Genomic DNA, 24,892 nt, shown 5'->3' with positions numbered 1-24,892 from the left:
GAAGCACCCCCCGAACCGACAAAGGAGCACCATGGCACTCGCCGACTTCCCCCGCCACCAACTGACGTTCGGGCCGAGCCCGGTGCATCCGGTGAACCGGCTGAGCGACCACCTCGGTGGCGCCCGCGTCTGGATGAAGCGGGAGGATGTCGCGAGCGGCCTCGCGTTCGGCGGCAACAAGACGCGCAAGCTCGAGTACCTCGTGCCCGATGCGCTCGCGAAGGGCGCCGACACGCTCGTGTCGATCGGCGGCGTGCAGTCGAACCACACGCGGCAGGTCGCGGCCGTCGCTGCGCACCTCGGGATGAAGGCGGTGCTCGTGCAGGAGCACTGGGTCGAGTGGCCGGATGCCGTGAACGACCGGGTCGGCAACATCCTGCTGTCGCGGCTGATGGGCGCCGACGTGCGACTGTCGCCCGCCGGGTTCGGCATCGGCTTCAAGGAATCGTGGAAGCGGGCGATCGCGGATGTCGAGGAAGCCGGCGGCACTCCGTACGCGATCCCGGCCGGGGCATCCGATCACCCGCTCGGCGGTCTCGGCTTCGCGAACTGGGCGCACGAGGTCGCCGCGCAGGAGGCCGAGCTCGGCGTGTTCTTCGACACGATCGTGGTCTGCGCGGTCACCGGGTCGACGCACGCCGGCATGATCGCCGGCTTCGCCGACCTCGAGCAGAACTTCGGCGGCAGGCCGCGCCGCGTCATCGGCATCGACGCGTCGGCGAAGCTCGACGAGACCCGCGACCAGGTCGCCCGGATCGCCCGCGACACGGCGGCGCTGATCGAGCTCGGACGCGACCTGCGCGACGACGAGATCACCGTGCTCGAGGGGTGGGCCGGCGACTTCTACGGAATCCCGGTCGCCTCGACGGACGAGGCGATGCGGCTCACGGGGCGCCTCGAGGGTGTCATCCTCGACCCGGTCTACGAGGGCAAGTCGATGGCCGGGCTCATCGACCTCGTGTCGAGCGGCGACATCCCGAAGGACTCGAACGTGCTCTACGCCCACCTCGGCGGGCAGCCGGCGCTGAACGCGTACAGCGGGCGCTACCACTGAGCGGGCGGCCGGCACCCGCCGGGCCCTTGTCGCCATCCGAGCCGCGTGCCAGCATGGCGCCATGCGCATCCTCGGCCTGGTCTCGTTCGTGCAGCTGCTCCTCGGCATCGCGGGGCTGCGGAAGGCGCTTCGCGAGGGCCGAGTCGCCGACGTGCCGTTCATCGAGAAGCGTCCGAAGACACAGATCGAGCAGCGCCACTGGTCCGACGGCACGGCGCTCTCCGCACCGACGCCGATGCTCATCGCCCAGGGCATCGCGACCCTCGTCCTCCTCGTGACCCCTCGTCCACCCGTCTTCTTCGCACGGCTGCTCGGCGTGCTCGGCGCCATCATGACCATCGGGTATCCGGCCGAGAAGGTCTGGCGCGACTCCCTCGTCGAGCCCGACAAGCAGCTCACGCCGCTGACGCTCGGCGGCTTCCTGCTGGCACTGAAGATGGCGATACTCGGCTGGTCGGTCGGCCGCGGGCGCACCTGACGACCGGGCGATTCGGGATAACCTCCATGTATATGTGGAGGTGAGCGACATGGTCCGTACGACCGTCTTCCGGAACAACCGCACGCAGGCCATGCGCCTGCCGAAAGACGTCGCCCTGCCCGATGACGTGAGCACCGTCGACATCCGAGGAGTTCCTGGCTCTCGTCGAACTGCTCGACTTCACCGCCACCGCCGCGGTTCACGCCGGCGAGATCCGCGCGGATCTCGCGCAGATCGGCCGCCCGATCGCCGGCTACGACGTGCTCATCGCCGGGCACGCGCGCTCCGCGGGACTCACCGTCGTCACGAACAACGTGCGTGAGTTCGAGCGGGTGCCCGGACTGCTCCTGGCGACTGGAGCGAATCCTGAGTTCAGAGGCCGTCCCCGACCACGCGCCACCGCCGGCGCCGGGCCGTTCGGTTGCGGGCCTTCCGAGCGCGGTCCTAGTCTGAGGGGCACCGGTCCCGCCGACGGTCGCGTCGCCGAGACCGCAACCGAATGATGCGCGTATGTCATCCGCCCTGTACGGCCTGGGCCGGTGGGCCTTCCGGGCTCGCGGGCGGATGCTCGCGCTCTGGCTGGCGGTGCTCGCGGTGCTGTTCACCGCCGGCGCGCTGCTGAGCGTCGGCACCGACAACACGTACACCATCCCCGGCACCGAGTCGCAGGAGGCGCTGGACGCGCTCGCGCGCACCTTCCCGCAGGTGAGCGGCACGTCGGCCCAGCTCATCGCGGTCGCGCCCGATGGCGGCGAGGTCACCGATCCCGCGTTCGAGGCCGCGGTCGAAGACGCCCTCGCCCAGATCGCGACGATCCCGCAGGTCTCATCGGCCACGTCGCCGTACACGTCGACCGCGAACCTCAGCGCCGACGGCTCGGCGGCACTCGTGCCGATCCAGCTGTCGGTCGGCACCACCGCCGTGCTGCCGTCCACCGCGGACGCCCTCCAATCCGCGGGCGACGCCCTCGAGGCCGAGCTGCCCCCGGGCGCGCAGGTCGCCGTAGGCGGGCAGTTGTTCGCGCAGACTGCGGCGGGCATCAGCATCACGGAGCTGCTCGGCATCGCCGTCGCCTACGTGGTGCTGCTCATCACCTTCGCGTCGTTCATCGCCGCCGGCCTGCCGCTCGTCACGGCGCTGCTCGGCGTCGGCGCCTCGCTCGCCATCGTGTTCGCCGGCACCTGGTTCGTCACCATCACGTCGACCACGCCGCTGCTCGCGCTGATGCTGGGCCTCGCGGTCGGCATCGACTATGCGCTGTTCATCATCTCCCGGCACCAGGACCAGCTGAAGGAGGGCGTCGAACCCGAGGAGTCCGCGGCGCGCGCGGTAGCGACATCCGGGTCGGCGGTCGTCTTCGCGGCGACCACGGTGATCATCGCCCTCGTCGGACTCGGCGTGGCCGGCATCCCGTTCCTGACGACCATGGGCGTCGCCGCGGCGCTCGCGGTCGCGATCGCGGTGCTCATCTCCCTGACGCTGACGCCCGCCCTGCTCGGCTTCGCCGGATGGCGGATCGTCGCGAAGCGCTTCCGGCCGGCCTCGCGACCGGTCGCCCAGCATCGAGCGGATGCCGCAGCCCACGAGCCTGACCCGGGTGTCGTCGAGCGTGCGGATGCCCCAGCCGACGACCCGGCCGCAGCCGACGATGCCGCGCTCGAGGAGCTCCTCATCGACGACGACGAGGCTCCCGCGCCGCCCCGTCGCGGGTTCTTCCTCGGCTGGGTGCGCACCGTCACCCGCTGGCCGGTCGTGACGGTCGTCGCCGTGGTGGCGCTGCTGGGACTCGCGGCCGTCCCTGCGGCAGGCCTCCGGCTCGCGCTCCCCGACGCGGGCTCGCTCGAGGAGGACGCACCCGCACGCATCACGTACGACCTCATCGCAGAGCACTTCGGCCCGGGCTTCAACGGCCCGCTCATCGTCACCGGCTCCATCATCCAGAGCACCGACCCGGTCGGCCTCATGAACGACCTCGGCGACGAGATCGCGACCGTTGCCGGCGTGGCATCCGTCCCTCTCGCGACACCGAACGAGACGGGCGACACCGGCATCGTGCAGGTGATCCCCGAGGGCGCACCCGACTCCGAGCAGACGAAGGAGCTCGTCGCGGAGCTGCGGTCGCTGCACGACGCGTTCGAGGAGGAGTACGGCGTCGACCTGTCGGTGACCGGGTACACAGCTGCCGGCATCGACATCTCCGACCGGCTCGCGGGCGCGCTCGTGCCGTTCGGCCTGCTCGTCGTGGGACTCTCGCTCGTGCTGCTCGCGATGGTGTTCCGCTCGGTCGTCGTGCCGACCACCGCGGCGCTCGGCTATGCGCTCTCGGTGGCGGCGGCGTTCGGGCTGACGAGCCTCGTGTTCGTCGACGGCGTCTTCGCCGAGGCCCTCAACGTCGCCGACGTCGGCTCGGTCATCAGCTTCATGCCGATCATCCTCATGGGCGTGCTGTTCGGCCTGGCGATGGACTACGAGGTGTTCCTCGTCAGCCGCATGCGCGAGGACTACGTGCACCACGGCGACGCCGAGCGAGCCGTCGACGAGGGGTTCGTGGGGTCGGCACGCGTGGTCACGGCTGCGGCGATCATCATGTTCGCCGTCTTCGCCGCGTTCGTGCCCGAGGGCGATGCGTCGATCCAGCCGATCGCGTTCGGCCTCGCGGTGGGCGTCGCGATCGACGCGTTCGTGGTGCGGATGACCCTCATCCCCGCGGTGCTGGTGCTGTTCGGGGAGCGGGCGTGGTGGATGCCGCGCTGGCTCGACCGGGCGCTGCCCCGCTTCGACGTGGAGGGCGAGGGGCTCGCCGAGGAGTTCGCGCTCGCCGACTGGCCCGAGCCGGGCGCGCGGTTCGCGCTCGCGGCCGAGGGCGTGCGCGTCGCCGGAGCGCGCGACGCGGTGGGTGCCGTCGACGCGATGGTCGGCGCGGGCGAGGCGCTCGTCGTGCGGGGCGGCACGGCCGCCGACCGCAGTGCGGTGCTGCTCGCCCTCGGTGGGCGGATGCCCGTGGCCGCCGGGCGTCTCAAGGTCGCGGGCTTCGCGGTGCCGCCGCGGGCCGCCGCCGCGCGCTCGCAGACCGCGTACGCGCGGGTCTCGGGCTCACGGGAGGCGCTGCCCGCGACGCAGGAGGCGATCCGCAGCGGGGCCGGCATCGTGATGCTCGACGTGGTCGACGGCCTGGCCGAGGGCGGGGTGCGCGGCCGACTGCGAGCTGAGCTGACGGATGCCTCGCGCCGAGCCCTCCGCGACGGCGGACGCCCGCTGACGTTCGCCGTCGCCTGCCATGACGCGGCGGTGGCCGACGCTGTTCTGCCGACGGGCACCGTCGTGCACGCGGTCGACCTGGGGTCGTCCCGCGCCGACGCGCCGATGATGGCGGTGCGCTGACATGCGGGCGCGGGTACTCGCCGCGACCTCCGGAGCGGAGCGGCTCTCACGGCTCGCCGTGCTCGGCCTTCTCGTCGTTCCGCTGTTCATCGGCGGCATCCTGGTGTGGGCCCTGGCCGCGCCGACCGAGCACCTCGACCGCGTGACCGCGGCGATCGTGAACGACGACGAGCCGGTGACGGTGAACGGCCAGACGGTGCCGCTCGGCCGCGAGTTCGCGGCCGGGCTGATCGACGGGTCGAGTGCGACGGATGCCTCCGCCGGCGCGAGCGGGTCGGATGCCTCGGCCGGCGCAAGCGCGACGGATGCCTCCGCGCCGAACTTCACCTGGGTGCTCACCAACGACGACGAGGCCGCGACCGGCCTCACTTCCGGACGCTACGTCGCCGTGGTCACCATTCCGCAGGAGTTCTCCGCGACGGCGACGTCGATCGGCGGCCCGGCCGCCGACGCCGAGCAGGCGGTGATCGAGGTCGAGACGACGCCCGCGTCGGCGTTCCTCGACCCGGCGCTCACCGGGGCGGTGACCGCGGCGGCCACCGCCGCGCTCAACCAGCAGCTGATCGCCCAGTACCTCGGCAACGTGTACGCGGGCTTCAACACCATCAACGAGCAGATCGGGCAGGCAGCGTCGGGGGCGGCGGACCTGTCGGCCGGGGCATCCTCGCTCGACAGCGGCGCACAGTCGCTCGCGAGCGGCGCCGGCGAGCTCGCCTCGGGCACCGGATCCCTCGATGCCGGCGCCGAGGCGCTCGCGGGCGGCCTCGCCGAACTCGACGCCGCCTCGCAGCCGCTCCCCGATCAGACGGCGCAGCTGGCGCAGGGCGCGGGCGAGGTGGCCACGGCCGTCGACGCCCTCGCGTCGGCGGTGGGCGGCGCGACCGATGAGTTCGCGGCCGTCGTCGCCGAGATCTGCCTGCTCCCGGGGCCGCTCTGCGACCGCGCGACGGCGGCCCTCCAGCGGCTCGAGAACGCCGACCAGCAGGTGGGGCAACTCGCGAGCGGCGCCGACCAGGTGGCATCCGGCAGCGAAGAGCTCGCCGACGCGATGCCGCAGCTCGTCGAGGGCATCGACCAGTCGGCGAGCGGTGCGGCCCAGGTCGCCGCGGGCGCCGCCCAGGTGAACAGCGGGGCCCGGCAACTGAGCTCGGGAGCGCAGGGCCTCGCGAGCGGTGCCGGGCAGGTCGACGACGGGGCGGCCCAGCTCGCGGCCGGACTCGCGCAGGCGGTGGAGCAGATCCCCACCTACTCCGACAGCGACATCGCGACCCTCACCTCGGTGGTGTCGCAGCCGGTGCGCGCCGACGCCACCCCGATCGAGAAGGGCTTCCAGTCGTTGCCGCTGTTCTGCGTGATCGCACTGTGGCTCGGCGGGCTCGTCATCGCGCTCGCGCGACAGGCGGTGCCGACCCGCGAGCTCCTCACCGCGACCTCATCGGCGTCGATCGCACTGCGCGCCGTGCTGCCGACGGTCGCGCTCGGCGCCGCACAGGGGGCGGTGGTCGCGGTCACGGTGCTGTTCGCCGTGCGCGTCGATCCGTGGCAGTGGCTCGCGTTCACGAGTGCGAGCGTGCTGATCGGCACGGTGTTCGCCGTGACGAACCAGGGGTTGGCGGCGGCGTTCGGCGCCGCCGGCAGGCTGGTCGCCGTCGTCATCGCGCTCGTCGCCCTCACCGCCGGGCTGTCGTCGACGGTCCCGGCGGCGATCGAGGCCGTCGCCGCGGCGCTCCCGACGACGTCCGCGCTCGGACTGCTGCTCGCCGCGCTCACCGGCGATGCCGGCATCGTGTTGCCGAGCCTCACCGGACTCGTGCTCACCGGCATCGTGGCGGTGGCGTTGGTGCTCGCGGGCGTGTCCGCGCGTCGGCAGGTCCGCGCTCTTGCCGGAAAAGCATAGGACTCCTATATTGAATCGCACGACCGAACACACCCCCTGAACGGAGCCGATCATGACGACCACCGCACCCGGCTACACCTTCGACGCCACCCTCGACCGCTCACCCGTCACGATGGACCAGCTCGCCGAGCTCGAGGCATCCGTGCTCTGGAGCGACGACGACCGCGAAGCACTGCGCCGCGCCGGCGAGATCCTGGTACCGCAGACCGAACAGATCCTCGACGTGTGGTACGGCTTCGTCGGCGGCAACGCCCACCTCGTCGCCGCGTTCGCCGGGGCCGACGGCCAACCGTCGGGCGAGTACCTGGGCGCGGTGCGCGAGCGGTTCGGCCTGTGGATCCGCGACGTGTGCGAACGCGACCATGACCAGCAGTGGCTCGACTACCAGAACGAGGTCGCCCTGCGGCACCACACCTCGAAGAAGAACGCCACCGATGAGGTCGACTCACCCGCGGGCTACGTGCCCCTCGCGCACCTGATCGCGCTCATCGTTCCGATCACGGTCACGATCCGACCGTTCCTCGCGAACGGCGAGCCCGACGCGGCCGCCGTCGACGCCATGTACCAGGCCTGGTTCAAGGCGGTGACCCTCACGGTGGCGCTGTGGGCCCACCCATACGCTCCCGACACGTGGTGAAGTTCGGCGCCGACCGGCCGGCCGATCCGGCGGCCAAGCTGGCCGCCGCGCTCGGACAGCTGGCCCGGGCGCGCCGGATCCACCGCCAAGACGTCGCGACCCGGCACGGGCTGAGCCCCCTGCAGCTCGAGCTCCTCGCGACGATCGCCGCGGGTGAGCCACCCGAACCATCCGTCGGGTTGCTCGCCCGCGAGCTGGGCATCACCCAGCCGACCGCCACCGACGCGATCACCGCACTCGAGCGCAAGGGGCTCGTTCGGCGCGATCGCGTCGTCGACCGGCGGCGACGCACGCACGTGCGCCTCACGCCGCCGGGCCGGGAACTCGCCTCGCTCGACGACCCGTTCGTCGCGGCGGCGCACACGGTCGACCCCGACCTGCGCGACGCGACGCTCGAGGGCGCGCTCTCGATGATCGCCGCCCTCGTGCACGACGGCACGATCACCGTCGCGCGCACCTGCCTGACCTGCCGGTTCCACCGCCGAGACGGCGACGGCGGCAGCCGGTGCGACCTGCTCGGGATGCCGCTGCCGAGGTCCGAACTCCGGGTCAACTGCCCCGAGCATCAGCCCGCTGAGCCCGCTGCGTGACGCGCGGCGGCCGCGCGCTCGGGCGATCCGTGCCCCGATGCGATGCGGCCGGGATCGGGCTGAGCCTCCAGCAGGCGTCGGATCGGCCGGAGCACCACCTCGACGCTGAGGAGTCGCATCGTCGTCTCCCTGACGACCGCGATGGCCCGGCTTCGGCTGAACATGTACCGCGCCAGCTGTCGTGAGTTGTCCTGCGCGGCCTCGACCCGTGGGCGTTGCGCCGCCTCGTAGCGGGTGAGCACCTCGCCGAGGCCGATCGCCGGGGTGTGCCGCAGCAGGCGGCCGAGCACCCATGCCGACTCCATGGCCATGCCGGCGCCGATGCCCGCGGTGGGCAGGAAGCCCGCGGCCGCATCGCCGAGCAGCACGGTGCGTGCGGTGGTCCAGCGTGCGGCGCGGCCGTCGTCGAGGGCCCAGTAGTAGGGATCGGGATCGTCGGCGACCGCGCGCAGCGCGCGATCGACGCGCGGCGCGATGGTCGTCAGCTTCGCTCGCACGGTGTCGACGAATGCCGCCGGCCCGCTCTGCAGATCGTCGGCCGGCCCGCCGAGGAAGACGCCCACCCTGCCCTTCACCGGGTAGGTGCCGAGGATGAAGCCCGCGCCCCAGATCTCCTCGGCCAGGTCGGTGTCGGCGTCCGCCTCGGCCCAGACCACCCAGCCGGCCCAGCCGGTGTCGACGACCTCGATCGGCGTCGCACCAGGGATCAGCTCGCGAGTGCTCGAGCGGATCCCGTCGGCGACGACGACGAGGTCGAACTCGCGTTCTCGCGCGACGCCGTCGGTGACGAGCGACACGGTGACACTCTCGCGATGCTCGGTCATCGCAGCGACGGTGGTCTCGAAGGCGACATCGCACCCGCCGTCGGCGAGCGTCTCGAGCAGCCGGCCGCGGGTGATGCCGCGGTAGTCGCCGAATCGATCGAGGATGCCGGCCATCGAATCGGTGCGCAGCGCCCGGCCGGCGTGCGACCGGAAGGCGTACCTTCCGAGCTCGACGCTCTCGGCGAGGTAGCGCGGGCGGATCCCGAGGTCGTCGATGAGCGGGTCGACCATCGGCATGAGCGCGAGCATGTAGCCCGGCGGCCGCTCGTCGCGCGCCCGCTCGATCACGACGGGATGCCACCCGGCGTGGCGCAGCGACTGCGCAAGAGAGACTCCGGCGATTCCGGCCCCGACCACCAGCACCCGCAGCGGGTCATCCGCGGCTCGTTCGACCTGCGACTCGACGCTCGTGTTGCGAAGACCCATCGTGCGCTCCTTACTGGCTGGACTGGGTGGTCCAATCAGGCTACACCGTTTGGACCGGCTGGTCCAGAGCGAGTAGGGTGAACCCCATGACCGCAGGCGACCTCACCCGCATGCCCGAAGAACGACGCCGGCGGCTGATCGGCGAGGCCTCGCGCGAGTTCGCCGATTCCGGCTACGAGCACGCCTCGCTGAACCGCATCATCCGTGCCTGCGGCATGAGCAAGAGCTCGTTCTACCACTTCGTCGCATCCAAGGCGGCGCTGTTCGACCTCGTCCTCGATGAGCTGCGCACCGACGTCGCGACACAGCTCAGCATCCCGCGGCCCGAGGAGTTCGCCGGCGAGCGATTCTGGAGCACCGCCGAGGCGTTCCTGCGGCAGCTCACCGAGCGCGCGCAGACCGACGAGTCGTTCACGGCGCTCGGGCGGATGGTCTACGCGACCGGCGTGCCGACCGACGCGCAGGGGCCGATCCGGGCGATCTTCGTCGTCGCCGAGGAGTGGCTCGAAGCCGTGCTCGTCGTCGGCCGACGCGACGGCGCGATTCGCGGCGACATCCCGCCCGCGCTGCAGACCCGCCTGGTCTTCGCACTGCTGCGCACCCTCGACGAGTGGGCCGTCTCGCACGTCGGCGAACTCGCCCCCGCGGCGATGGGCGAGCTCGCCGAGGCGCAGGGCGCACTGCTGCGACGGATGCTGCAGCCGACCGGGTAGCGCCGCCGCCACGCCTGCACCATCGACGGCGAGCGCATCACGTCGTTACGGCGGGTCAGAGCGGGATGACCTCGACGTGCCGGCGGTCATCCTCGGCCAGCGCGGCGAGCAGGCGCCCATCGAATGTCGCGAGGATCGCTCCGGCGCCCGCGGCGAGGTTCACCAGGTGGAAGTCCGTGACCTGACGATGGCCGACCAGCGCGGTGAGGTCGATACCGGCGGTGGCCAGTGAGCTGCCGTCGGCCAGGAAGACGTGCCCCGGCTGGCGCCGGACCCGCTCGAGCAACGCCAGCGCGTCGACCGGCGCGATCTCACCACCGACGACTGCGGGATTCGAGACCAATCGAACGAACGCCGCCTCGGTCATCGGCGTCGTCGCCCAGGACACGATCGTGCGCAGCCATCGATGCGCCGCCGCATGGTGAACGTGCTGTTCGCTCACGAGGGCGATCAGGACGTTGGCGTCGAGCAGGCGGACCGGCTGTGCCATGTCGTTCACTCGCCGTCGCGGTGCAGGGCGACGAGGTCGTCGGTGACAACATGGTCGGCCACGAACCGCGGAAGCAGCGGGAACCCCTCGTCGATCTGCGTCGCTTCGGCACGAAGCCCTCGCAGCGCGAGTTCCGATACCGCCGAGCCGAGCGTGAGACCGCGTTGGTCGGCGAGGGCGCGGGCGGCGCGCAGCACCGCCGGGTCGAGGTCGAGCGTTGTTCTCACGCTTCGATTCTAACGCATCCGCGCATCACCGCATCACCGCATCAGCGCGAGTTGCCGTCCAGCCGGGCGATGCGGGACCGCGCATTCCGTTCGCTCGGCGAGACGGGGCCGAGGGTTCGCGTGCCGACCGCGAGTGCGATCCGGGTGAGCGTGATGGCGGGCCACCACGGACGCTTCAGTCCCAGCAGCTCGCGGTAGCGCGGCCGGAGTGAGGCCACCGCACCGCCGAACAGGATCGGGTACACCCGCCCGGTCAGTCCGGGCAGCCCCGGCCTGCGCAGGAAGCGGACCGCCTGCACGACGCGGTCGTCCACCTTCGCCTCGTCGAGGAAGTCGATCATCTCGGCGCGCAGGCCGGCCACCGACGTCGGCGGGTTCGTCACGCCCATCAGGCGACCGGCCTGCGCCCATTCGCGCACGTACGCATCGCCGCCGCCCGGAATAGGCCCGCCCCAGATCTCGTGCGCGCCGAGGAACGCCTCGGTGAACGCGTCGTGCACCCACCGCAGCAGCTCCTCGTCGTTCGCCGAGTAGGGGCGTTCGACGCCCGCGGCATCCGTGTACGTGCCGGTGATGCGCTCATGCAGACGCGACACGAGAGCGGATGCCGCAGCGGCACTCCTGCGGTCGCCGAAGGTCGTCGTGGCGACCCATCGCACCGTGCCGTCGAGCCGGGCCAGCGGGTCCTCGTGGTACCGCGACCAATCGTGGACGCCCGCCATCGCACCCGGGTGCAGTGTCTGCAGCAGCAGCGCACGGATGCCGGCGACGAGCGACGGCAGCGCGCCGTTCACCGCCCACACGGCGCTGCCGGGCCCGAAGTACCCCGCGTCGTCGCCCTCGGCGAGCGCTCGGGTCCACGCGGGCAGCTCGGCCTGCGACCGGTTCGACCGGCCGCGCACGCGCCATCTGGCATTCGCCCCGACGCTCGGGTTCGCACCGGCCATAGTCGACGATAACCCCGACGGCGAGATTCACCGATCGCCCGCGGACGACTACCCGCGCGCGTCGATGATCTGCACGAGTACCCGCTCGAACGCCCCGGGGCCGACCGAGATGGTCCCGGCGTACGGATGGTCCATGTCGGCGGTCACGAACATCACGAGGCCGATGAACAGCGCGAGCAGGCCCGCCATGAGCAGGTGCAGTCGCGGATTCTTCACGTCGATGAACGCGATCAGCACCGCATTCACGGCGGCGCCGACCCAGATGACGAGCCAGAACAGCGGCGGCAGGGCGAGGGAGGTGGCATCGATCCGCGCCCGCCGCGACTCGACGAAGTCGTCGAACGTGGCGAGCACCTGCTGGAACTGCGCCTGATCGTCACCGGGCTCGGCCTCGACGGTGTGCATGAGTCGCTCGAACTCGTCCACCTGCGCATCGCTGGCATCGGGCAGGATCCCCAACTGCTGCTGAGGGAAGTCGGCTTGGATCACCTCGTGCATGTACGCGTCGATCAACTCCCGCATCGGGTCGGCCACCTCGTCGGGCAGGCCGGCGGTGGCGCGGAAGAGTGCGCCGACCCGTCCGGCCTCCTCGATCGCGGCCTCGCGCGTGTCGGAGAAGTTCTCGTACACCGACACCGCGACGAGCGCGAGCAGGATGCCGAAGAACACGCCGAACGAGCCGGTCACGTGGGCGAGCGCGCGGTCCCACTCCTTGCCGCCGCTGGCGAGCCGGTGCACGACCGGACGGAGTGCGAGCACGATCAGGCAGGAGACCGCCACGAACCCGCCGACGAACACGGGCAGCGTGATCCAGACGCTCGTCCTGTAGAACCATTCCAGCATGGCCGCTCCCCGCCCGCCCGTCGGTTCATTCAGCCTACGGATGTCGCGCCCTCGTGCGCCATCCCCCGCCGGGACGCGGGCGCAGGTTCGATGTCGCAGGGTGCTGAGAGACTCTCACCATGGAGGTCATCGAACTGCGACAGACCCGCCGCTTGGAGGTGGGTGACACGCTGGTGAACGCCTACGGCCGCACCTACGAGGTGACGAACGTCTCGTCGATCGGTCGTGGCATCCGCGTGCAGTACGTCACCGCCGAGGGCGTGAAGGGCCGCTTCACCGCCGCGCCCGACGCGCTCAGCCGGGTGCGCGTCGCCCCGGCCTTCCACGCGGCCTGATGCCTTGGGTTCGGCCGGGCGTGACGGGGCTTCGCCGGCGCTCGGCCCGGGCCGTGGCCGGCATGTCGCGTCAGCGCCCTACGCCGACCGCAGGGGAAGCTCGGCGCCGCCCGTCTGGCACGTCGGGCAGTACTGGGCCGTCGTGCTCGCGAACGAGAAGTCGCGGATCGTGTCACCGCACACCGGGCACGACTCCCCCGCTCTGCCGTGCACCCGCATGTCCGCCACCTTCGCCGCCTTGAGCTGATCGACGGGCACTCCGCTCCGGGCCTCGATCGCCGACCTGATGACGTCGATCGTCGCAGCGAAGAGACGATCGAGTTCCGCCTCGGTCAGGGCCGCGGCGTGGGCGACGGGTGAGACCTCGGCCGCGTGGAGGATCTCGTCGGAGTACGCGTTGCCGATGCCGGCGAGCGACTCCTGCTCCTGCAGCACGGCCTTGACCTGCTTGCGGCGGCCGACGACGGCGCGGTCGAAATCGGCACGCGAGAATCCCGGATCGGCCGGGTCGGGTCCGAGCTTGGCGACGGCCGGCACGTCTGCCGGATCGTCGACCACCCAGCCACCGAGCGACACCCAGTCACCGGCATCCGTGAACTCGAGCGTGCTCCCGTCGTCGAACTCGAGGGCGACGAGCGTGGGCGGGAGCGCTGCATCGGCTGCGGCATCCGTCTCGACCGCGGAACCGGCATCGCCGACCGCATCGCTGGCGGTCGACTCCACGTCACGCCAGCGCGCCCAGCCGTGCCGCCCGAGCGACACCACGAGGTGCGAGCCCCCGAGCGCGAGGTCGACGAGCTTGCCGTGGCGCGTCGCCCCGGTCACCCGTTCGCCGACGAGCGCCGGCAGCGGCCGGGCGCGCGTCTTCGTCACCCGGAACTCGACGACGTCGACGTCGGTGATGGCCCGGCCCGCCAACCGCGCGTCGAGTTCCTCGATGAGCGCTTCGACCTCGGGCGACTCGGGCATGCCGCCAGCTTCGCACACCCCGCCGACGAGGTGAACGGGCGACGGGCGTCACGACGGATTCACCAGGGCGACCCCGCCTCGAGCGCCGCCCGCACCATCGCGTCGACCGGGCCGATCCACGCTTCGCCGTGACCCGGCAGCACCGCCCGCGCCCGCACGGCCTCCAGTCGCGCGAGCGACGCCCGTGCATGCTCGGGGTCGTGGTGGAAGATCGACGGCAGCAGGTGCGGACCCGCAGCCGATGAGGTGCGATGCCGGGTGACGATGGCATCGCCGACGACCAGCACGCCCTCGTCCTCGAAGTCGTACGCCGTGTGCCCCGAGGTGTGGCCCTCGATGAGCAGCGCTCGGGGGTTTCCGGGTACCGCGACGTGACCGCCGCGCTCGGGGAGCGGGCTCGCGCTCGGAACGCCGAGATCGGGGTGACGCTCGAGCATGGGCGCGATGGCGGCGGCCCATCGAACCACCCCAGGACGCCAGGCGTTGCGCAGCACGGCGCCCCTCCCGACCTGCTGCATCACCGTTCGGCGCACGTTCGCCACCTCCTCGGGGTGCGCGTGCACCGCCGTGCCGTACCGGTCGGCGAGCCACGCCGCACCGCCGAGGTGGTCGGCGTGGCCGTGGGTGATGAGCACCGCGTCGACGTTCTCGGGCCGGCATCCGACCGCGTCGAGCGACGACGCGAGGAGGTCGCGTTGACCCGCATAGCCCGAATCGATGAGCGTGACACCGTCGGTGCCGGCGTACACGACCCAGTTCACGTGCTCCGTGTGCACGAAGTGCAGGTGTTCGCTGACGCGATCGACCCGGAACCGTCGGCGCCGGTCGTCGCCCACTCCCCTGGCCTCGCTTGACAAACGGTGTCTCATCGATGCCTCCGTCCATCATCGATGGTCCCACCTCCTTCGCCTGGCGGAGCATCCGGAACTTCGATACCGACGGATGCCGCGCCGAATCCAACGGCCGTGGCGATTGTGCGCGGCGCCCAGCCGGGGCATCCTGAACCCATGAGTGACCGAGATGATTTCCTGGCCTGGGTCGGCAGCACCCTCGTCGAGGCCGAGCGAGCCATGCTCGACGGCGATGATGGCCCGCGCCGGGCGATCTGGTCCCGCCTCGAGCCCGTGAGCGTGCTCGGCGCCTGGCGGAATGCGGTCGGCCGAGAAGCCCTGGTGGAGGCGTTCGAGGTGGTGGCGGCGAGCTTCTCGGAATGCGCCGACTACGCGCTCGAGCTGATCTCGTTCGACGTCGTGGGCGACATGGCCTACACCGTGGGCTACGAGCGCATCTCGACCTCGATCGACGGCGAGCCGCGCACCTTCACGCTGCGCGCCACGCAGGTGTACCGCCGTGAGGACGGCGAGTGGCGGGTCGTGCACCGGCACGCCGACACCGCGGCGTAGCACCCCGCTTCACTCGGAGCTCGTGCCCCACGCGAACCCGTCGGGGTCGGTGAACGACCCGCCGTCGCTGTTGATCCGGATGCGGTGCGAACCCGTTCCCTCGGGCGCCACGCCCGCGGACTTGGCGAGCGCCCGCCGCTTGTAGAGCCCCAGTCCGATCGGGCTCGACGGCGTGGCGAAGTCGACGTAGCTGCCGAAGCTCTTCGCGACCGCGAGGCCGCGGCCGGTGTAGAACCGCTTGCTCGCCGACACGTCCTCCGCGCCGAGCAGGACCACGATGTGGTCGAACTCCCGAGTGGCCGGACCGGTGTCCTTCTTCGCCGAGGTCGCGAGGTTCCAGATCGCCCCATCAGGTGCCTGGACGACGCCGCCCAACCCCCACAGGGACTTCTCGACGGGCTTCAGCACGGTCGCGCCGGCGGCGACGGCCGAGTCGAACAGGGCCCGCACGTTTGCGGGCTGGGGGACGACGAGCGACATGGTGAATCCGCGGAAGCCGCTGGTCGGGGCATCCGATGCCCGCACTCGCACCTGCGAGATGAGACCGAAGGCGTCGGCGTAGAACTGCGCGGCGGCCTCGGGGTCGGCCGCGTCGAGCGTGATGGAGTCGATGGACGTGATGGTGATGGCGTCGGTGGTGTTCATGTCTCCGACGTTATTCAGGCGATTCGGCGTGTGCTTCTCGATTCCTGCTCGATCCGGATGACACGGATGCCGCGACCGTGCACGGCACGCCAGACTGGTCAGGTCGCGCCGACACACCGGTGGCGCACGAGAGGGGACGCACGGTGAGGATTGCCCGAGGTCGACGATCGACCGGCCGCACGCAACGGCGCGGACGCCGGGTCGTCGGCATCGCCGCGCTCGTGCTCGCGCTCATCGCCGTGCCCATCGTCGGCCTCGAGATCGCGCGCATCGCCGGCGACGCCTCGGAGCAGCCGACCCTCGCCGAATTCTACGAACAGCCCCACGGCGCCGAAGACGGGGCGCCCGGAACGATCGTGCGAAGCGCCGAACTCGTGGGGGTACCCGCGTTGTCGAAGGCGTGGCGCATCATGTACCGCTCGACCGACCTCGACGGCACGCCCATCGTCGTCACCGGCATCGTCGTGACGCCGCTCGGTTCGGCGCCGGCGGGGGGACGCACCGTGCTCGCGTGGGGACATCCCACGACCGGCACCGACCCGAGTTGCGCGCCGTCGAGGGGGTTCGACCCCTTCATCGGCATCGAGGGGCTGCGGATGATGCTCGATCGCGGGTACACCGTCGTCGCGACCGACTACGCGGGCATGGGCACCGACGGCCCCGACTCGTACCTCGTCGGCACGACGGCCGCGCACACGGTGCTCGACGCGGTGCGGGCGGCACAGGCGATCCCCGAAGCGCAGGCCTCGGATCGGTTGGTGCTCTGGGGCCATTCGCAGGGCGGACAGGCGGTGCTCTTCGCGGCTCAGGAGACGCCCGAGTACGCGCCCGAGTTCGACGTGCTGGCGGTGGCCGCGGCGGCGCCGGCGGCAGACCTCACCGCGCTCATGACGGCGCACGCCGACGACGTGTCGGGCGTCACGATCGGGTCGTACGCCTTCCCGGCGTTCGCGTCGGTCTACGGCCCCACCGTGGCAGGCGCCGAACTCGGCGACATCCTGACACCCACGGCCGTCGCGACGGTGCCCGACATGAACCGTCTGTGCCTGCTCGACAACCTCGATCGCCTGCACCAGATGGCCGATCCGCTCATCGGGGACTTCTTCGCCCACGACCCCACCACGACCGAGCCCTGGGCGACACTGCTCGCCAAGAACTCCGCCGGCGGTTCGCCGATCGGAGCGCCCGTCTTCGTCGCGCAGGGCGCCGACGACGCGCTGATCACCCCCGACGCCACCGACGCATTCGTCAGCGCTGCAAGGGCGCACGGCGATGACGTGTCGAAGGTGACCGTTCCGTTCGCGACGCATGCGACGATCGCGTACCTCTCCCTACCCGCCCTCGAGGAGTGGCTCGACCGGCACGTGCCGTGATCGGCGTGTGTCCTGATCGGCGAGTGTCCTGATCGGCGAGTGTCCTGATCGGCGTGTGTCCTGATCGGCGACCGTGTGAGGGCCGGGCCGCATGGTGGAAGCGCTGCTCCAGTGCTTCCTACGCAGCGGCCGTCGGGGTGTATGCCGCGAGACGCTCGCGCAGGGAACCGGCGTGCAACTCGAACAGGTGGCCGTCGTCGTCGTCGAAGTAGATGGAGTCGCCTTCGCCGTCGACCCGCGAGCGCGGCGGGCGGATGTCGAGGCCGAGCTCCGCGATGGTCGTGCGCAGGCCGGGCAGGTCGGCCCGTTCCACCTGGAATGCGACGTGGTTGTAGCTGCGCGGCAGTCCGCCGTCGCCGAGCATGATCGCCACCCAGGTCGCCGCCTCACTGTCGCCGATCAGAAAGAATCGTTCCTCGGAGAGCGAGAATGTGCAGCTGCCGCTGTCGTAGACGCGAACGGCGCCGAGCACGTTCGTGAGGATCCGCTCCATGCGATCGAGGTCGCGCACGATGAAGGTCACATGGCTGAGTCCGCTGCTGGTCACCCCGCCACGCTAGCTGCGACACTCTGCGCTCCGCTGGTCCCGCACCGAGCTGTTCCGGCTGCCACACGTCGACGGACGCCGTGCGAACGCCCGGCCCGTGTTCTCGAGTCCCGGATTCGTGCGCGTGGGACCGCGGAAACCCGGGACTCGGCGCGTCGAGGCCGGGTCGCCGTGTGGCCGGGCGCCTCCGAGCCCCGGATTTCTGCGGATTGACCCGCAGAGAGCCGGGACTCGCGTGGGAGGTGCGGGGGCTGTGGGTGGCGGCGGTCTACGCGGCGGCCGCGAGGCGCTGCGGATGCCCCGAGCATGAGCCGCACAATCTGCTCGAGCTGCGGCTGGTCGAGCTGCTGGAACAGCACCATCTCGTGGATGCGGTTCAGGAACTCGGGGCGCATGGCCTCGGGGCCGGGCCCCATTCGGGTCGGATCAGCGAAGCAACTCGACGGCACAGCCTCGAGGTCGTCAGCGATATCCGCGACCTCTTCCGGATCGAGGACGCGCCGGAAGCCGATCCATCCGCGGCGATGCTCGCAGAGTCCGATCTGGCGACGATCGACTGCCGCTTCGACGTCACCTCGGGCGTGAGGATCCTGCCCCTGCGATCGATCTGGGGAAGTCCGCTTCCACCATCCCGATGGTGAGGACGGGCACGCGGCAACGACGAGCGGGAGCTTCACAGCTCCGGGCGCCACAGCCTGAATGCCTCCACGCGAACGCCCTGCCCTCGTTGCCGAGTCCCGGGTTCGTGCGGGCGAAATCGCAGAAACCCGGGATTCGCGTGGTGCGAATGGCGCGCCGCGCGGCGGCCGGCGGACTCCTTCGCTGGGAGAATCTCCCGGTAGTGTCCGAACGGAGGCGGTTGATGCGGGAAGACGAGTACGTCGAGCAGGAGCTTCGTCGCGAGCCCGGTTTGGCGGACGAATGGCTGCGACAGAACAACCTGATGAACGGCGCGCTCGTCGGTATCTGCATCGTGCTCGTGCAGCCGTTCGTCACGGATGCCGCGCCGTCGCCGCTCGGCCTTGCGAGCGTCATCCTCTTCGCCGTCGCCATCCCGATGCTCGCTGCCCTCATCGCGCTGAACTGGCAGGAGCTCTTTCGCCACCGCGCCGCGAGGTCGCGCACGGTGACCATCGCGCGGTCGCTCGCGATGGGCGCCGCGTTCGCCGGGATCGTGACCACATTCTGGAATGTCAGCTGGGTCGCCGGCGTCGGTCTGCTCGTCAGCGCGTTCGTGGCATTGTTCGTGCACGGCACGGGGTACGCCGGCGTCGAGGGCATACTGAAATGGGGACGGTCGTCGCCCACCACGTGGTCCTCGCGATGAGGCGTTGGGGAGGACGGTCACGCGGCAGCGGTCGGCGGCAGTTTCGCACCCGGGAAGGCGCCGTACTCCGCTACTCCGGTACCCGGCGTGCAACTCGATCAGTGGCCGTCGTGGTCGAAGACGCACGCGTCGCGTTGATTGCACATCGTTCTCGAGGCCTGCTACTGTGACGGCGATGGGCACTCTGATCTACTCCTAGTGGCGAGCCGTGTCGAGCAATGCTCCACGGCCACTCTGCGCTGGTTTCAGCGGTCCGACCACTGACTATCACGGCGCCTGAGCTGTCGACGCACCGTCGTATCCTCCGCATTCCCCGCACGGCGATTGCGCTCTGCGACCCGGTGGACGTAGCGAGGCGTCGGGAACGGAGCTTCACATGTATCCAAACCAACTCTCCATACATTCCGCGACGAAGCGATTCGGCGATCGCATCGTGCTCGACCGCATCGACCTCGCGGCTCGCCCCGGCGAACGCATCGGCGTCATCGGCGACAACGGATCGGGAAAGTCCACGCTGCTGCGACTGCTGAGCGGCGAGCTGTCGCCCGACGCCGGCGACGTGACCGTGGCCGCCGCGGGCGGCATCGGCGCGCTCGGCCAGGTGCTCGAGCTTCCCGACGGCGCGACCGTCAGTCAGGCCATCGACGCCTGTTCGGCCGAGTTGCGCACCCTCGAGCGCGCGATGCACGAGGCCGAGCGCGGTCTCGAGCGCCTCGACGGTGCTGCCCTCGATGCAGCGCTCGCCGACTATGCGGCGCTGACCGATCGCTTCGACGCGTGCGACGGCTACGGCGCGCCCGCTCGTCTCGACGCGGCGCTCGATGTGCTCGGGGTGGCCGGTATCGAGCGCTCCCGCGCCTGGTCGTGCCTGTCGGGTGGCGAGCGTTCGCGCATCGCGCTCGCCGCCACGCTGGCGTCGAACCCCGAGCTGCTGTTGCTCGACGAGCCGAGCAACGACCTCGACGACGTCGCGTGGCAGTGGCTCGTCGATCGGCTGCGCTCGCATCACGGTACGGTTGTCGCGGTGACGCACGATCGCGCGTTCCTCCAAGCACTCACCGACGTGATCTGGGAGGTCGATGGAGCATCCGTTTCGCGCTATGGCGACGGCTATGCGGGCTATCTTGTCGCGAAGGCGAACGAGCGTGAACGGCATCGGCTCGCCTACGAGACGTGGAAGGCCGCGCTCGCTCGCAGTCGCGAACTCGCCGCGGTGAACGCCGGGCGACTCGACGCCATTCCCCGCAAGCTCGACAAGGCAGGTATGGGCGCGGGCGCTTTTCGTGCGCGCGGCCGCGACCATGGGGCGATGGCGCGCATCCGCAACGCCAAGGAACGGGTGGCACGCTTGCTCGCCGCGCCCGTCGTACCGCCGCCGAAGCCACTCTCGTTCGCACCGGCGCTCGGGCGAACGACGTCGGTCAGTCAGCGGGAGGCGCCCGCGGGTCGCACGACGGATGCCTCGAGAGCGACGGATGCTCCGCTTCTCACACTTCGCGGAGTACGCGTCGCCGCAGCATCCGTCGACGACCTGCAGCTGACCGCAGGTGATCGCCTGCTCGTCACCGGCCCGAACGGGGTCGGCAAGTCGAGCCTGTTGCGCGTGATCGCCGGCGAACAGCGCGCGGATGCCGGCACGGTCACCGCGACCCGGAGCATCGGCCACCTGCGCCAGCACAGCGAGGTCGCCCCGAGCCGACGCAGCCTGCTCGAGGCGTATGCGGCCGGCATCCGGGAGGACGCCGAGGCGGCCGAAGAACGGCTCATGGGGCTCGGCCTGTTCCACCTGCGCGATCTCGGCGTGCCGGTCGCGGGGCTCTCGTACGGTCAGCGGCGGCGGCTGGAACTCGCCCTCCTGGTGAGCGAGTCCCACGAGTTGCTGCTGCTCGACGAGCCGACGAACCACTTCTCGCCCGACCTCGTCGAGGATCTTGAACGGGCGCTCGAGGGGTTCAGCGGTGCGGTGGTGCTGGTCTCACACGACCGGTTGATGCGCCGGCGGTTCCGCGGCGAGCGGCTCGACTTGGGGGGTTGGTCCGGCCGCGCCGTCCACTCGCGCGCACGAACGCCCGGCCCCGTTGCCGAATCCCGGGTTCATGCGGGTTGAGCCGCAGGAACCCGGGATTCGCGTGAGGGGTGGGGTGGCGGCCTACGCGGCATCGGGCAGCTCCACGGTCGCGCGCGGCACGGATGCCACGCAACCGACTAGCACCTTGTAAAGCGTAACGTTACACGCTACATTGGAGTTCGTGATCATCAGTTTCCGGCACAAAGGACTGGAGGCACTGTATTCAACTGGATCGAAGAAGGGTGTGCAGCCTGCTCACGCTGACAAACTCCGACGCATCTTGTCGATCCTCGATGTCGCACAATCACCCGAAGATCTGGCGATCCCATCGTTTCGCACGCACCCATTGAAGGGCGATCTCGACGGGCACTGGTCGATCTGGGTGAACGGTAATTGGCGCGTGATCTTCCGGTTCGTCGACGGCGACGTCGACCTGGTCGACTATAGGGACTACCACTGAAGGAGAACACCATGGCAATGGCGAACCCGGTGCACCCGGGCATGATCATCCGCGAGGACGTTCTCGCCGAGCTCGGTCTGAGTGTCGGTGAGGCCGCCTCGCGACTCGGCATCTCGCGTGTGACGCTCAGTCGCGTCCTTCACGAGCATGCACGCGTCACCCCCAACCTCGCCGTACGACTCGAGGAGGCCGGCGCCGGAACGGCACGTGCTTGGCTCGCGATGCAGCTTGCGCACGATCTCGCCGCCGAACGGGCTGCCGGAGTCCCCCACGTTCGCAAGCTGACCGCGGCAGCGTGATGCGAACCAGGCGATGGATGCCTCAGCTGGGCGGCATCCGCACGCAAACGCATTGACGGGGAAATACGAATGCCCGGCCCCGTTGATGGGACCGGGCATTCGTGGCCTCGATACGGCGCTGGCGCCTACTCAACCGACGACTACGCGGCGGCGGGCGCCTGCACGGCCGCGCGCGGCACGGATGCCACGATGAACTCGCCGTCCGCGGCATCCACTCGCACACCTTCGCCGTCGCCGAGCGAACCGCTGACGAACAGGTCGCTGATGCGATCGTCGATCTCGCGCTGGATCACGCGACGCAGCGGGCGGGCACCGTACCCGGGCTCGTAACCGCGCTCCGCGAGCAACGTCACCGCGCCATCCGTCACCTCGAACGTGACCTCACGCGCCGCAAGGCGAGCGGCGGATGCCCCGAGCATCAGCCGCACGATCAGCTCGAGCTGCGGCTGGTCGAGCTTCTGGAACAGCACGATCTCGTCGATGCGGTTCAGGAACTCGGGCCGCATGGCCTCGCGCACCTTGCCCATCACGCGCGCGCGAACGTCGTCGGATGACGCAAACCCCGAGGCATCCGACCCCGCGACGAAGCCGAGCGCACCCGACCGCGACGCGAGGAACTCCGAACCGAGGTTCGAGGTCATCACGACCACCGTGTTGCGGAAGTCGACCGTGCGACCCTGGCCGTCGGTGAGGCGTCCGTCGTCGAGCACCTGCAGCAGCAGGTTGAACACGTCGGGGTGCGCCTTCTCGATCTCGTCGAACAGCACTATCGAATACGGGTTGCGCCGCACGCGCTCGGTGAGCTGCCCGGCCTCGTCGTAACCGACATAGCCGGGAGGGGCGCCGACGAGCCGGCTGACCGTGTGACGCTCGCCGAACTCCGACATGTCGAAACGAATCACCCCTTCGTTCCCTGAGCCTGCGGTGCCCTGAGCTTGTCGAAGTGTCGAAGGGAACAGGCTCGCAGCGAGCGCCCGCGCCAGCTCGGTCTTGCCGACACCCGTCGGCCCGAGGAGCAGGAAGCTGCCGATCGGCCGGCGCGCGTCGCCCATGCCGGTGCGGCTGCGGCGCACGGCCTTCGCGACCGCGGTGACCGCGTCGTCCTGTCCGATGACGCGCGCGTGCAACTCGCCCTCGAGGTCGCCGAGGCGCTCGCGCTCACTCTCGGTGAGGCGGTTCACCGGAATGCCGGTGGCCCGCGAGATCACCGCGGCGATCTGCGCTTCATCGACAGTCGTTCCCTGAGCCTGTCGAAGGGAACTCGCCTGCTCGGCACCAGTCGCTTCGGCAGGCTCAGCGACCGAAGCGTCGTCGAGCCTCGCCTGCATCTTCGCGATCTCGTCCCGAATCCGCGACGCCTCCTCATAGTGCTCGGCCTGCACGGCCGCGTTCTTATCGGCCTCCAGCGACGCGAGCCGCTCGATGAGCGCCGACACGTCGACCTTCACACCGAGGCGCAGGCGCAGCCGCGCTCCGGCCTGGTCGATGAGGTCGATGGCCTTGTCGGGCAGCACCCGGTCGGTGAGGTAGCGCGCGCTGAGCTCCACCGACGCCCGCAACGCGGCATCCGTGTACTTGACATCGTGGTGCTCCTCATACGCCGGCTTCAGACCGTGCAGAATCTGCACGGCATCCTCGATCGACGGCTCGCCGACCTTCACCGGCTGGAACCGGCGCTCGAGCGCGGGGTCCTTCTCGATCTTGCGGTACTCGTTGAGCGTGGTCGCGCCCACGAGGTGCAGCTCGCCGCGTGCGAGGCGCGGCTTCAGGATGTTGCCCGCGTCCATGCCGCCGTCGCCGCCGCCGCCCGCGCCGACGACGGTGTGCACCTCGTCGACGAAGATGATGAGCTCGCCCTTGTGTGCGGCGATCTCGTCCATGGTCTTGGTGAGGCGCTCCTCGAAGTCGCCGCGGTAGCGGGTGCCGGCGAGCATGCCGGGCAGGTCGAGCGAGATGACCCGCTTGTTTCGCAGCTGCTCGGGAACGTTCTCCTCGACGATCGCTCGGGCGAGCCCCTCGACGATCGCGGTCTTGCCGACGCCGGCCTCGCCGACCAGCACCGGGTTGTTCTTGGTGCGGCGGCTCAGGATCTCGATGGTCTGCTCGATCTCGTCGACGCGTCCGATCACCGGGTCGAGCTCGCCATCTCGCGCGAGTTGCGTGAGATCGGTGCCGAACTTGTCGAGCATGGGGGTTGCGGATGCCGCATCCGCTCCCTGAGTCTGTCGAAGGGAGCCCTCGTCACCCGTTCCCTGAGCCTGTCGAAGGGAACCGTCGCTCAACCCCTGCGTCAGCGCCTCGGCGGTGACGCCGGCGCGTGCCAGCACCTGCCCGGCAGGCGCATCCTGCCCCAGCACGAGCGCGAAGAAGAGGTGCTCGGGGTCGATGTAGGTCGCCCCGCTCGAGCGCGCGACCTGGTAGCTGTGGAACAGTGCGCGCGACGCACTCGGCGTGATTACGGCGGCATTCGCTCGCTCGCTAAGCTCGTCGAAGCGGGTCTCGGATGCCGCAGGCAGCCGCGCCTCGGTCGCCGTGATGATGCGCTCGGGGTCGACCCCGATGCGCTGAATGGCCTGCGTGACCGCTTCGTCTTCGACGATGACGCGCAGGATGTGCAGCGCGTCGAGCTCGGTCTGGCCGCGCTCAAGCGCGAAGCGTCCTGCCTGCTGCAGAATGCCTTGCGTGCGGGCGGTCAGGAACCGGCTGAGGTCGATCGACCGAGCCTGACGCGCCTGCTCTCCCGCAAGGTACCGGGACAGGAACTCGTCGAACGAGTTCGCACCGGCTTCGGGGTTGAAGTCTTCGGGCACCTAGTCCTCCTGGGGAACTTGAGTTGGGTACGCTCAAGTTCAACGCGGTGGGGGCGTGGGTATTCCCCGGGACTGTCCGATTCGTCCGCGACAATCGTGTCGCCATACCCGCTGTACATTCCTCGCTCAGCGTGTCGCCACGATCCGGC

Annotated in this window: 26 protein-coding genes; 16 read left to right on the top strand and 10 right to left on the bottom strand. The window is 70.5% G+C overall.

Features of this window, described 5'->3' with window-relative positions; genetic code table 11:
* Positions 1-31: 31 nt before the first annotated feature.
* The 7 genes from ACFWN7_RS11510 (at position 32) to ACFWN7_RS11480 (ending at position 8,037) form a co-directional block, all read left to right on the top strand.
* Complete coding sequence (locus ACFWN7_RS11510) at positions 32-1,054, top strand: 1-aminocyclopropane-1-carboxylate deaminase (protein WP_376938948.1); 1,023 nt, start codon at positions 32-34, stop codon at positions 1,052-1,054.
* A 61-nt stretch (positions 1,055-1,115) separates the two neighbouring features.
* Positions 1,116-1,532: a hypothetical protein gene (locus tag ACFWN7_RS11505; RefSeq protein WP_376938947.1), complete on the top strand. Its 417-nt coding sequence runs from the start codon at positions 1,116-1,118 to the stop codon at positions 1,530-1,532.
* 155 nt (positions 1,533-1,687) lie between these two features.
* Positions 1,688-2,035, top strand: a complete 348-nt coding sequence (locus ACFWN7_RS11500) for a PIN domain-containing protein (protein ID WP_376938979.1) — start codon at positions 1,688-1,690, stop codon at positions 2,033-2,035.
* Between the two features lie 7 nt (positions 2,036-2,042).
* The gene (locus ACFWN7_RS11495) at positions 2,043-4,913 is read left to right on the top strand and encodes an MMPL family transporter (protein ID WP_376938946.1); all 2,871 of its coding nucleotides are present in this window, start codon (positions 2,043-2,045) and stop codon (positions 4,911-4,913) included.
* 1 nt (position 4,914) lies between these two features.
* Entirely contained in the window at positions 4,915-6,810 is a 1,896-nt protein-coding gene (locus tag ACFWN7_RS11490; protein ID WP_376938945.1) for a hypothetical protein, read from the top strand.
* Positions 6,811-6,862: 52 nt separating this feature from the next.
* On the top strand, positions 6,863-7,447 hold the full coding sequence (locus ACFWN7_RS11485) for a protoglobin domain-containing protein (protein WP_376938944.1): 585 nt from the start codon (positions 6,863-6,865) through the stop codon (positions 7,445-7,447).
* Positions 7,441-8,037 (top strand): MarR family transcriptional regulator, encoded by a 597-nt coding sequence (locus tag ACFWN7_RS11480; RefSeq protein ID WP_376938943.1) that lies wholly within the window; start codon positions 7,441-7,443, stop codon positions 8,035-8,037. The genes ACFWN7_RS11485 and ACFWN7_RS11480 overlap by 7 nt, the downstream gene beginning before the upstream one ends.
* On the opposite strand, the gene ACFWN7_RS11475 is transcribed toward ACFWN7_RS11480, so the two are convergent.
* Positions 8,013-9,287 carry an FAD-dependent oxidoreductase gene (locus ACFWN7_RS11475; RefSeq protein ID WP_376938942.1) on the bottom strand — a complete coding sequence of 425 codons (1,275 nt, stop codon included), beginning with the start codon at positions 9,285-9,287 and terminating at the stop codon, positions 8,013-8,015. The genes ACFWN7_RS11480 and ACFWN7_RS11475 overlap by 25 nt on opposite strands.
* Positions 9,288-9,373: 86 nt before the next feature.
* Between ACFWN7_RS11475 and ACFWN7_RS11470 the strand changes: the two genes are divergently transcribed.
* Entirely contained in the window at positions 9,374-10,000 is a 627-nt protein-coding gene (locus ACFWN7_RS11470) for a TetR/AcrR family transcriptional regulator (protein WP_376938941.1), read from the top strand.
* Between the two features lie 55 nt (positions 10,001-10,055).
* On the opposite strand, the gene ACFWN7_RS11465 is transcribed toward ACFWN7_RS11470, so the two are convergent.
* The 4 genes from ACFWN7_RS11465 to ACFWN7_RS11450 are packed head-to-tail and all read right to left on the bottom strand — an operon-like array spanning position 10,056 to position 12,507.
* Complete coding sequence (locus ACFWN7_RS11465) at positions 10,056-10,490, bottom strand: TA system VapC family ribonuclease toxin (protein ID WP_376938940.1); 435 nt, start codon at positions 10,488-10,490, stop codon at positions 10,056-10,058.
* 5 nt (positions 10,491-10,495) lie between these two features.
* Positions 10,496-10,717 carry a hypothetical protein gene (locus tag ACFWN7_RS11460; RefSeq protein ID WP_376938939.1) on the bottom strand — a complete coding sequence of 74 codons (222 nt, stop codon included), beginning with the start codon at positions 10,715-10,717 and terminating at the stop codon, positions 10,496-10,498.
* A 41-nt stretch (positions 10,718-10,758) separates the two neighbouring features.
* A complete protein-coding gene (locus ACFWN7_RS11455) occupies positions 10,759-11,664 on the bottom strand; it encodes an oxygenase MpaB family protein (protein ID WP_376938938.1) in 906 nt (301 codons plus the stop codon).
* Between the two features lie 48 nt (positions 11,665-11,712).
* The gene (locus ACFWN7_RS11450) at positions 11,713-12,507 is read right to left on the bottom strand and encodes a DUF4239 domain-containing protein (RefSeq protein ID WP_376938937.1); all 795 of its coding nucleotides are present in this window, start codon (positions 12,505-12,507) and stop codon (positions 11,713-11,715) included.
* 119 nt (positions 12,508-12,626) lie between these two features.
* Between ACFWN7_RS11450 and ACFWN7_RS11445 the strand changes: the two genes are divergently transcribed.
* Complete coding sequence (locus ACFWN7_RS11445) at positions 12,627-12,842, top strand: hypothetical protein (protein WP_376938936.1); 216 nt, start codon at positions 12,627-12,629, stop codon at positions 12,840-12,842.
* Positions 12,843-12,920: 78 nt separating this feature from the next.
* Here ACFWN7_RS11445 and ACFWN7_RS11440 read toward each other — a convergent pair whose 3' ends face one another.
* Together ACFWN7_RS11440 and ACFWN7_RS11435 are read right to left on the bottom strand one after the other, a co-directional pair.
* On the bottom strand, positions 12,921-13,811 hold the full coding sequence (locus ACFWN7_RS11440) for an Fpg/Nei family DNA glycosylase (RefSeq protein WP_376938935.1): 891 nt from the start codon (positions 13,809-13,811) through the stop codon (positions 12,921-12,923).
* 59 nt (positions 13,812-13,870) lie between these two features.
* Complete coding sequence (locus tag ACFWN7_RS11435; RefSeq protein WP_376938934.1) at positions 13,871-14,680, bottom strand: MBL fold metallo-hydrolase; 810 nt, start codon at positions 14,678-14,680, stop codon at positions 13,871-13,873.
* Positions 14,681-14,818: 138 nt separating this feature from the next.
* On the opposite strand from ACFWN7_RS11435, the gene ACFWN7_RS11430 reads away from it, so the two are divergent.
* Complete coding sequence (locus ACFWN7_RS11430; protein WP_376938933.1) at positions 14,819-15,214, top strand: YybH family protein; 396 nt, start codon at positions 14,819-14,821, stop codon at positions 15,212-15,214.
* 9 nt (positions 15,215-15,223) lie between these two features.
* Here the strand turns inward: ACFWN7_RS11430 and ACFWN7_RS11425 are convergent, their stop codons facing one another.
* A complete protein-coding gene (locus ACFWN7_RS11425; protein ID WP_376938932.1) occupies positions 15,224-15,859 on the bottom strand; it encodes a glyoxalase in 636 nt (211 codons plus the stop codon).
* A gap of 143 nt (positions 15,860-16,002) precedes the next feature.
* Between ACFWN7_RS11425 and ACFWN7_RS11420 the strand changes: the two genes are divergently transcribed.
* On the top strand, positions 16,003-17,232 hold the full coding sequence (locus ACFWN7_RS11420) for an alpha/beta fold hydrolase (protein ID WP_376938931.1): 1,230 nt from the start codon (positions 16,003-16,005) through the stop codon (positions 17,230-17,232).
* A gap of 118 nt (positions 17,233-17,350) precedes the next feature.
* Here ACFWN7_RS11420 and fosX read toward each other — a convergent pair whose 3' ends face one another.
* Positions 17,351-17,779, bottom strand: coding sequence for a FosX/FosE/FosI family fosfomycin resistance hydrolase (gene fosX / locus ACFWN7_RS11415; protein ID WP_376938930.1), 429 nt, complete (start codon positions 17,777-17,779; stop codon positions 17,351-17,353).
* 209 nt (positions 17,780-17,988) lie between these two features.
* Here fosX and ACFWN7_RS11410 point away from each other — a divergent pair, with 209 nt between their 5' ends.
* The 5 genes from ACFWN7_RS11410 (at position 17,989) to ACFWN7_RS11390 (ending at position 21,933) form a co-directional block, all read left to right on the top strand.
* Positions 17,989-18,420 (top strand): hypothetical protein, encoded by a 432-nt coding sequence (locus ACFWN7_RS11410; RefSeq protein ID WP_376938980.1) that lies wholly within the window; start codon positions 17,989-17,991, stop codon positions 18,418-18,420.
* A gap of 221 nt (positions 18,421-18,641) precedes the next feature.
* Complete coding sequence (locus ACFWN7_RS11405; RefSeq protein WP_376938929.1) at positions 18,642-19,106, top strand: hypothetical protein; 465 nt, start codon at positions 18,642-18,644, stop codon at positions 19,104-19,106.
* A gap of 376 nt (positions 19,107-19,482) precedes the next feature.
* Positions 19,483-21,213 carry an ABC-F family ATP-binding cassette domain-containing protein gene (locus ACFWN7_RS11400; protein ID WP_376938928.1) on the top strand — a complete coding sequence of 577 codons (1,731 nt, stop codon included), beginning with the start codon at positions 19,483-19,485 and terminating at the stop codon, positions 21,211-21,213.
* A 142-nt stretch (positions 21,214-21,355) separates the two neighbouring features.
* Entirely contained in the window at positions 21,356-21,634 is a 279-nt protein-coding gene (locus tag ACFWN7_RS11395; protein ID WP_376938927.1) for a type II toxin-antitoxin system RelE/ParE family toxin, read from the top strand.
* An 11-nt stretch (positions 21,635-21,645) separates the two neighbouring features.
* The gene (locus ACFWN7_RS11390) at positions 21,646-21,933 is read left to right on the top strand and encodes a HigA family addiction module antitoxin (protein WP_376938926.1); all 288 of its coding nucleotides are present in this window, start codon (positions 21,646-21,648) and stop codon (positions 21,931-21,933) included.
* A 140-nt stretch (positions 21,934-22,073) separates the two neighbouring features.
* Here ACFWN7_RS11390 and ACFWN7_RS11385 read toward each other — a convergent pair whose 3' ends face one another.
* Entirely contained in the window at positions 22,074-24,743 is a 2,670-nt protein-coding gene (locus ACFWN7_RS11385; RefSeq protein ID WP_376938925.1) for an ATP-dependent Clp protease ATP-binding subunit, read from the bottom strand.
* Between the last annotated feature and the right edge of the window lie 149 nt (positions 24,744-24,892).

It is taken from the genome of Agromyces sp. NPDC058484, from assembly GCF_042720415.1.
Lineage (GTDB): Bacteria > Actinomycetota > Actinomycetes > Actinomycetales > Microbacteriaceae > Agromyces.
This window is presented reverse-complemented; position numbering and strand designations above follow the sequence as displayed.